The organism is Streptococcus sp. HMSC074F05, from assembly GCF_001808725.1.
GTDB lineage: Bacteria > Bacillota > Bacilli > Lactobacillales > Streptococcaceae > Streptococcus > Streptococcus parasanguinis_I.
This window is the reverse complement of record NZ_KV794410.1, coordinates 69,188-76,136: the sequence shown is the minus strand read 5'-3', so window position 1 is coordinate 76,136 and position 6,949 is coordinate 69,188. Positions and strand designations below refer to the sequence as shown.

Sequence of the window (6,949 nt, the reverse complement as noted above, 5' to 3'; positions counted from 1 at the left end):
AGCACCCTTAGCTCAACTGGATAGAGTACCTGACTACGAATCAGGCGGTTAGAGGTTCGACTCCTCTAGGGTGCATAAAGCGGTAGCTTTAGATCGGGAAGTAGCTCAGCTTGGTAGAGTACTTGGTTTGGGACCAAGGTGTCGCAGGTTCGAATCCTGTCTTCCCGATATTATGGCGGTGTAGCTCAGCTGGCTAGAGCGTCCGGTTCATACCCGGGAGGTCGGGGGTTCGATCCCCTTCGCCGCTATATTGTTGATCTTGTTGGACCTTTAGCTCAGCTGGTTAGAGCTCTCGGCTCATAACCGAGTGGTCGTAGGTTCAAGTCCTACAAGGTCCATTGTTATATTGGAGGATTACCCAAGTCCGGCTGAAGGGAACGGTCTTGAAAACCGTCAGGCGTGTAAAAGCGTGCGTGGGTTCGAATCCCACATCCTCCTTAATATTAACGCGGGATGGAGCAGCTCGGTAGCTCGTCGGGCTCATAACCCGAAGGTCGTAGGTTCAAATCCTGCTCCCGCAATTTGGCTCGGTAGCTCAGTTGGTAGAGCAATGGATTGAAGCTCCATGTGTCGGCGGTTCGATTCCGTCTCGCGCCATCAATTCAATAATCAGGAAGGGTAGCGAAGAGGCTAAACGCGGCGGACTGTAAATCCGCTCCTTCGGGTTCGGGGGTTCGAATCCCTCCCCTTCCATCCTTTACGGGCATAGTTTAAAGGTAGAACTAAGGTCTCCAAAACCTTCAGTGTGGGTTCAATTCCTACTGCCCGTGTTAATAATTATGGCGGGTGTGGTGAAGTGGTTAACACACCAGATTGTGGCTCTGGCATGCGTGGGTTCGATCCCCATCACTCGCCTATTTAATAATATTATTATTGGGGTATAGCCAAGCGGTAAGGCAAGGGACTTTGACTCCCTCATGCGTTGGTTCGAATCCAGCTACCCCAGTTAAATTTATGCCGGCGTGGCGGAATTGGCAGACGCGCTGGACTCAAAATCCAGTGTCCGCAAGGACGTGCCGGTTCGACCCCGGCCGCCGGTATAGTATTAAAGACAAGGTTTTCGGACCTTGTCTTTTTTTTCTTTGTTGTGTGTCGAGTTACCAATTTTTTCCATTTTAAAATAAATCATCAAGTTTATTAGCCAATGTTTTCTGTTTGCTAGGGTACAAATGAGAATAAGTATCAATTGTTGTTGTAATAGATGCGTGTCCTAATCTTTCTTTGACAACAAGATAATCTTCTCCTTGATTTATAAGTAATGATGCATGAGAGTGTCTCAAATCATGAATTCTTATTTTCTTTAAATCTTTATCCCTTTCTAGTATTTGCTTAAACTTCTTATCAATCATATTTTTTGTAATTGTTATTGGTGTACTCTGTATTATTTGTAGTTCTTCAGTATTTTTCGTAAATTCCTCAAGTTTTTCTTTTTGTTTTACTTTCCAATCTTTTAGCATTTCCGTTAATTTCTGATTTATTGTTATATTTCTAGTTCCTGATCGTGTTTTTGTTGTATTAATGTAGCTTGTATTATTGACAAAGTATACCGTTTTGGTAACGTATATCGTATTTGTTAAAAGATTTATATCATTCCAGGTCAATGCGAGGATTTCTCCCATTCTCATTCCAGTAAAGAAAGCAATTATGAAAAACAGGTCATAACTTATTTCATCATCTCGAATAAGTTCTCTAAATTTCGTGAATTCTTCTATACTCCAAAATTTAATATCAGGCTTCCTAATTGGTAATTTTCTCAGATTCTTAACTGGATTTTTGTCAATGAGAGATTTTCTTATACCAGTATCAAAAATTTTTTTAAGTAGAATTAGAACCTTATTAATTGTATTATAGCTTAAAACTTCATTTTCATTTTGTTTTTTAGGTTTTGTTTTTAGGTATTCACGAAATTCGAATATATGGTCATACGTTAATTTATTTAAATTTGTATTTTTAAAATATGGCTTGATATGACGCTCATAATTGTTTCTTTGTGTACTTGTGTAGCTTACTTTTCTGCCATTTTTCAAATCATCTTCTTCAAGTAAGTCGAATAACATATCCGTTGTGACTACAAAGTCAAATTGTTTTTCTTTTAATTCTACAACTCGAATATGTTGTTCTAGTTCTAGGGCTTCCTTTTTAGATTTTAATCCTTTTCGAATGATACGTATTCTTTTTTGTGTGACGGGGTGGAAACCATTAGAAACATCAACGGTCCATTTACCACTTTTAGTTTTACGAATAGTCATTCATTATGCTTCTTTCTGGAGTTCAATTCCTAGTAGTTCTTCAGCGACACTGGCTGGAATTGTACCAATCCGTTTGTTATCGTAGATATTAAAACCACGATTCACTAATAGTAATTTGCCAGTATGGATAATCTTTCTTGCAGTTCCTGGAGCAAATCCAAGTTCGATAAGGTCATCTTTTGTTACAGTTTTAATCATGTGATCTCCTTTTCTAATTAGATTAAGTAAGGGAAGGATTAACTCCCCTTGTCTGATACTTATTTTTGTTTTACATCTACTAGATGGATTGCATCCGCCTTGTAATACATTGTCGTGCTAATCATAGTAGCTTGTAAATTGTCAAATGTTACTGGTACTTCATCCATTGCTTGGATATAGTCATTATCAACTAAAGCTTCTGGATTGTCTACTGAGACTTGGGTTGATTTCTTTTTGAATTGTCCATCCTTGATTGTTACATTGTATTTCCAACCAATGATTTTATCGGTATTAAAACGTCTTTCGCTACCATCTCGGTTTTTGATAATTTCTCCGTTTGCATCTGCTCGGACTTCCGTTTCAAATTTTGGAATGACTTCATCCAATTCAAATTTTGTTCCAATGTTATTAAAATTCCAGTCATTTTGTGAAAGCATTTTTGCCATAGTTAATTTCTCCTTTTGATATTTTCTTTGATTGTGGGGATCAAATCCTCTCTTTTAAAGAGTATTGCCCTTTCTATTAATCCACTTGCTAAATCTGGTGGATATTCCATATTATTGAGTGCAAGATAGTTAGATTTCTCATACTCATGCAGTAAATTATTGTCGTATAGAAATTTATACGCTTTTAGAATAGCTCCTGAACCTTTATAAGTAAACCATTCTAATTTTTGTTCTAGTTCTGTTTTTGATTTTGAAATAATGATAGAGACAGGTTTTGAGTGACCTAAAAACTTTTCCCAAGATCTCAAAGGTTTTGAGAAGTGACTATCACTATAGAACCTCACTTTTTCCTTGAGATATCCCTTGGTAAAGTTGAGAAGGTCTATTTCTGAATGCAACCATTCTTGAATGAAGTAGTGAGCTTTTTCTTTCCTAAGTTCTAACTCAGTTCTTATCCAATTTTCTATAAATCGCTTGCTGATGCCGAGCTTCTCAGCTCGTTCTAAGCGTTTATCGTAAATTCTAAGTCTTTCATCATCATTGGGTTTTCTCAAATATAAGGTTTGACCGATTGTTTCATCTCCGTAGGTATTGTAGTAAGTGCTTTTTCCATATATAAAGCGTTTCTTCTGACAAATCTTTAGAAGCTGATTAGGAGTGAAATAGGGTGTTTCATTAAAATCATCTATTGCAATATCAATTCGTCTTACTGAAAACTGATTGTAATTGTAGTAGAGGTTGTTCAGAAACTGTCTTTCGGACAGACTATTTGGATCTAATACCATATCTCTAAAGAACTCGAGTGCCTGTCCTGACATGACAAGCATGTAGGACGACTCTTTCGCTCCATAGTAGATACGGATATTCCCATGATGAAGCTGGCTATCATAGTTATAGTATTTAAGGCTCCCTTTATTCTCAATAAATAGGTCATAATCAAGAAATAGAATGTCTTCGATTATTTCTCTTGGCGAAAATTCAGTCTTATCAAACTGAATTTGAATCCAGTCAAATACAGAACGTAAATGCTCATTTTTTGCCATAGATTTTGATTCAACTTTTTGCCTAATTTTGCCACCCTTAAAATCTCCAAAACCCTTGGTAATACTGAATTTTTTCGATGGTATACCTAACTTGCAGAGGGTGGTGTTACTACACACCCTATCGGTCAAAAATGGTCCGTCCGCATCTACGCTCATTTTCGGCTTTCTGCCTCATGGCTCAGCCGAAAACTCGCTATTAGCCGAACCTATTTTTTGACCTCTTGTTAACAAACCCTAGTAAGCCGGTTTGCATCGACTCTTCAATATCTTGGATTTTCTTTTTTAGGTTGGAATTCTCAATTTTTATCAGTCGCATTTCTCGCTTAAATTCCTGTTTTAAGGCGCTCAGTTCATCGTAGAGCTCATCTATTACTTGGTTTAGGGATTCATGTTCATTGTCTGCTAGACTCCCAAATACGGCTTGTATAGCCTCTTTTAGACCTATTTCAAGTTTTAGTTTAGCTAACTTTTGAAATTGTCTAAGGTCTTCGTCTGTAAAATCATAGGCAACTGTATAACTTAATTGATGAGTTCTGGGATTTCTACTGATAGGAACTTTAATTTTCTTAAATTCCTTGCCACTTATCTCTTTAATCAGTTGAATCCAATTTTTAAGAGTAGAGGTAGAGTTTAGGCCAGAAATTTGATTGACTAACTCTTTATTGGTCATCTTTTTGTGAAACCTCCGAAATTTTCTTGTGCAACTGAAGAGTTTTCTGTGGTATAATTGTTACATAATATGTTTTGATCTTGGAACGAACGGCACATTTGTTTCAAGATTTTTTATTTTGTCGAATCCTACCTCCTTTATTAAAATTTTTTAAATCGACTACTAGTTACATACGCTTTTACCTCCTTTTATGCTATAATATTCTCAATGGAATATTCAATCTCAAAATAAATATTCCTTATGGAATAATTCTATTTTATACCGTTTAGAATATTTTGTCAAGCTAAAATATACGAATAAGAATATCTATAGGAGAATTATGTATACAGAGGATTATAAATTTTCAGAGAGGTTAAAAACTCTCAGAAAATCAAAAAAGTTAACTCAAGTACAAATATCGGAATTAATTGGAGTTCAACAAGGGACATATTCTCGGTGGGAGAATGGAACGTTAGAACCAGGATTAGAATTCGTTGTGAAATTAGCAAATATCTTTGGGACTACTACAGATTATTTGCTGGGACAAAAACCTTATTCAATTATCAGTAGTTTACCTCTAGAACAATTAGATCTTACCAATATTGCAAACTTTTCAAAGGATGAGTTTGATATTTTGAAACATTCAATAGCAGTTTCGGTGGCAAGAAATAAAATAAAGGCAACAGAACTAAAAGATAGAGTTATAGAAAAAAATCAGTTGTCAGAAAAAGATGCAGAACTTTTGAATAAGATTTTTGAAGAAGTTAAAACTTATTGGGAAAATTAGGAGGACGCTAGTCTTCAAAATTCCCTCCCAAAATGTGTCCAAAATATTGACAGAATTCTAGCTTTTCATTATAGTTCTTATGGAACTTTTTTTCTACAACAAAATAGGCTCCATAATATCCATAGGGGATTTACCCACTACAAATAGTATAGAGCCGGTTTTATTAATGTCCTGCATTTCCTAATAAGTTAACCATGACAACACCAATGATAATCAAAATTAAACCGATAATGCTATAAACATTTAGTGTTTCTTTGAAAATCATTACTGCGATAGAGGCTGTCAAAACTAAACCGACAGCTGACCATGTTGCATAAGCTATTCCTAAAGGAATTTTTTGCATTGCTAGTGAGAGGAAATAGAAACAAACGCCATAGCTAAGTAGGGCAGAAACGGTTGGAATAGGCTTTGTAAAACCGTCTGATAATTTCAAAAGGTTAGTTCCCAATATCTCTCCTACAATGGCGATAAAAAGATAAAAGTATGACATGTCTTTAACCTCCTATATGTCATGTTTTTGCTCTAAGAGCTATTATAGCTATCCGTTTTTTATAAATCTTGGCACAAGTCATGAGAATTTGTAGTAAAACTGTGGCAGACACTTTTTCAGAACCAATAGCTGATAAGTTTAGTATATCATAAGATAAATTTTAAAAAAAAAGTTTTGTTAGAAAATGAATTATCAAATTCTTGGGCTAAAGAGTTATTTTTGTTAAAATAATAAAAAACACTTACCCTAATTAAAGGAGAAAATAAAATGATTACATTAACTGTTAATCGTACAAGTGTCTTGAATACCTCTGGATGAATATAACCTGTTGGGACATATCGTCTATTCTCTGATGATGCTCTTAGAACGATAAGGTATGGAGTGTTACCAAAAAGTTACTAAAATTTGAAAAATGAGTCTATTTTGCAAGATTCAAAAGGCTTAAAACCCTATTAAATCAGGGTTGTAAGATTTAAATAATGGAGTTATGGAACTCAAAATCCAGTGTCCGCAAGGACGTGCCGGTTCGACCCCGGCCGCCGGTATAGATTATAAAGGAGTTTTACTCCTTTTTTTGTTTTAATTTTTTCTTTTTTGTGATATAATTAACCGGTAAAGTTTCATTTAGTGAATTAGAAGGAGTCAATTTTGTCTGAAGTTGCAAATAAAATCGATCGATTTTTAAATTCTATTTTATTGTTATCAGAAAATCAGCATGAGATTTTAGTTGGTTCTTGTACAAGTGGTGTTTCATTAACTAACACTCAGGAACATATTTTGATGCTGGTTGCTGATGAAGCTCTAACCAATTCTGTCTTAGCTAAGAAATTGAATGTCAGTCAGGCGGCTATCACGAAGGCCGTGAAGCCCTTATTAAGTCAGGGCATGCTGGAGACTTATCGAGATGAAAATGATGCTCGGGTTCTCTATTATCGCTTAACTGAGATTGGTAAGCCTATTGCATTAGAGCATCAGCACCACCATCAGCATACTCTTCACACTTATGAGGATGTTTTGTCGAAGTTTACAAAGAATGAGCAAGGGGTCATTTCGCGGTTTTTAGATCTATTGGAAGAGGAGTTATAGT

8 protein-coding genes and 12 tRNA genes are annotated in these 6,949 nt (G+C 35.8%); 14 read left to right on the top strand and 6 right to left on the bottom strand.

Annotated elements, in window-relative coordinates; genetic code table 11:
* Position 1 precedes the first annotated feature (1 nt).
* The 12 genes from HMPREF2685_RS03665 (at position 2) to HMPREF2685_RS03610 (ending at position 1,040) form a co-directional block, all read left to right on the top strand.
* Positions 2–75: transfer RNA gene (locus HMPREF2685_RS03665), tRNA-Arg, on the top strand.
* A 19-nt stretch (positions 76–94) separates the two neighbouring features.
* A tRNA-Pro gene (locus HMPREF2685_RS03660) sits at positions 95–168 on the top strand.
* 6 nt (positions 169–174) lie between these two features.
* Positions 175–248, top strand: a tRNA-Met gene (locus HMPREF2685_RS03655).
* Positions 249–264: 16 nt separating this feature from the next.
* A tRNA-Ile gene (locus HMPREF2685_RS03650) sits at positions 265–338 on the top strand.
* A 10-nt stretch (positions 339–348) separates the two neighbouring features.
* Positions 349–438: transfer RNA gene (locus HMPREF2685_RS03645), tRNA-Ser, on the top strand.
* Between the two features lie 9 nt (positions 439–447).
* Positions 448–521: transfer RNA gene (locus tag HMPREF2685_RS03640), tRNA-Met, on the top strand.
* A gap of 3 nt (positions 522–524) precedes the next feature.
* Positions 525–597, top strand: a tRNA-Phe gene (locus HMPREF2685_RS03635).
* Positions 598–612: 15 nt separating this feature from the next.
* Positions 613–693 (top strand) — tRNA-Tyr (locus tag HMPREF2685_RS03630).
* 6 nt (positions 694–699) lie between these two features.
* A tRNA-Trp gene (locus tag HMPREF2685_RS03625) sits at positions 700–770 on the top strand.
* 12 nt (positions 771–782) lie between these two features.
* Positions 783–855: transfer RNA gene (locus tag HMPREF2685_RS03620), tRNA-His, on the top strand.
* A gap of 19 nt (positions 856–874) precedes the next feature.
* Positions 875–946 (top strand) — tRNA-Gln (locus HMPREF2685_RS03615).
* A gap of 10 nt (positions 947–956) precedes the next feature.
* Positions 957–1,040 (top strand) — tRNA-Leu (locus HMPREF2685_RS03610).
* A 75-nt stretch (positions 1,041–1,115) separates the two neighbouring features.
* On the opposite strand, the gene HMPREF2685_RS03605 is transcribed toward HMPREF2685_RS03610, so the two are convergent.
* From HMPREF2685_RS03605 to HMPREF2685_RS03585, 5 genes are read right to left on the bottom strand one after another with little or no spacing between them, the layout of a single operon-like run.
* Positions 1,116–2,249 carry a tyrosine-type recombinase/integrase gene (locus tag HMPREF2685_RS03605; protein WP_070465346.1) on the bottom strand — a complete coding sequence of 378 codons (1,134 nt, stop codon included), beginning with the start codon at positions 2,247–2,249 and terminating at the stop codon, positions 1,116–1,118.
* A 3-nt stretch (positions 2,250–2,252) separates the two neighbouring features.
* Positions 2,253–2,447, bottom strand: a complete 195-nt coding sequence (locus HMPREF2685_RS03600) for a DUF3173 domain-containing protein (protein ID WP_000598356.1) — start codon at positions 2,445–2,447, stop codon at positions 2,253–2,255.
* A 59-nt stretch (positions 2,448–2,506) separates the two neighbouring features.
* The gene (locus HMPREF2685_RS03595; RefSeq protein ID WP_061599443.1) at positions 2,507–2,893 is read right to left on the bottom strand and encodes a hypothetical protein; all 387 of its coding nucleotides are present in this window, start codon (positions 2,891–2,893) and stop codon (positions 2,507–2,509) included.
* A 2-nt stretch (positions 2,894–2,895) separates the two neighbouring features.
* Positions 2,896–4,092 carry a replication initiation factor domain-containing protein gene (locus HMPREF2685_RS03590; protein ID WP_070465343.1) on the bottom strand — a complete coding sequence of 399 codons (1,197 nt, stop codon included), beginning with the start codon at positions 4,090–4,092 and terminating at the stop codon, positions 2,896–2,898.
* A 40-nt stretch (positions 4,093–4,132) separates the two neighbouring features.
* Complete coding sequence (locus HMPREF2685_RS03585) at positions 4,133–4,606, bottom strand: hypothetical protein (protein ID WP_000182279.1); 474 nt, start codon at positions 4,604–4,606, stop codon at positions 4,133–4,135.
* A gap of 319 nt (positions 4,607–4,925) precedes the next feature.
* Between HMPREF2685_RS03585 and HMPREF2685_RS03580 the strand changes: the two genes are divergently transcribed.
* Positions 4,926–5,372: a helix-turn-helix transcriptional regulator gene (locus HMPREF2685_RS03580; RefSeq protein WP_000287814.1), complete on the top strand. Its 447-nt coding sequence runs from the start codon at positions 4,926–4,928 to the stop codon at positions 5,370–5,372.
* Between the two features lie 163 nt (positions 5,373–5,535).
* On the opposite strand, the gene HMPREF2685_RS03575 is transcribed toward HMPREF2685_RS03580, so the two are convergent.
* Positions 5,536–5,862, bottom strand: a complete 327-nt coding sequence (locus HMPREF2685_RS03575; protein WP_009732038.1) for a DMT family transporter — start codon at positions 5,860–5,862, stop codon at positions 5,536–5,538.
* 648 nt (positions 5,863–6,510) lie between these two features.
* On the opposite strand from HMPREF2685_RS03575, the gene HMPREF2685_RS03570 reads away from it, so the two are divergent.
* On the top strand, positions 6,511–6,948 hold the full coding sequence (locus HMPREF2685_RS03570; RefSeq protein WP_003004547.1) for a zinc-dependent MarR family transcriptional regulator: 438 nt from the start codon (positions 6,511–6,513) through the stop codon (positions 6,946–6,948).
* Position 6,949: the final 1 nt, after the last annotated feature.

Coding starts and splice junctions, on each gene's coding strand:
- HMPREF2685_RS03605 (WP_070465346.1), bottom strand. CDS start 2,249: ATGACTATTCGTAAAACTAAAAGTGGTAAATGGACCGTTGATGTTTCT.
- HMPREF2685_RS03600 (WP_000598356.1), bottom strand. CDS start 2,447: ATGATTAAAACTGTAACAAAAGATGACCTTATCGAACTTGGATTTGCT.
- HMPREF2685_RS03595 (WP_061599443.1), bottom strand. CDS start 2,893: ATGGCAAAAATGCTTTCACAAAATGACTGGAATTTTAATAACATTGGA.
- HMPREF2685_RS03590 (WP_070465343.1), bottom strand. CDS start 4,092: ATGAGCGTAGATGCGGACGGACCATTTTTGACCGATAGGGTGTGTAGT.
- HMPREF2685_RS03585 (WP_000182279.1), bottom strand. CDS start 4,606: ATGACCAATAAAGAGTTAGTCAATCAAATTTCTGGCCTAAACTCTACC.
- HMPREF2685_RS03580 (WP_000287814.1), top strand. CDS start 4,926: ATGTATACAGAGGATTATAAATTTTCAGAGAGGTTAAAAACTCTCAGA.
- HMPREF2685_RS03575 (WP_009732038.1), bottom strand. CDS start 5,862: ATGTCATACTTTTATCTTTTTATCGCCATTGTAGGAGAGATATTGGGA.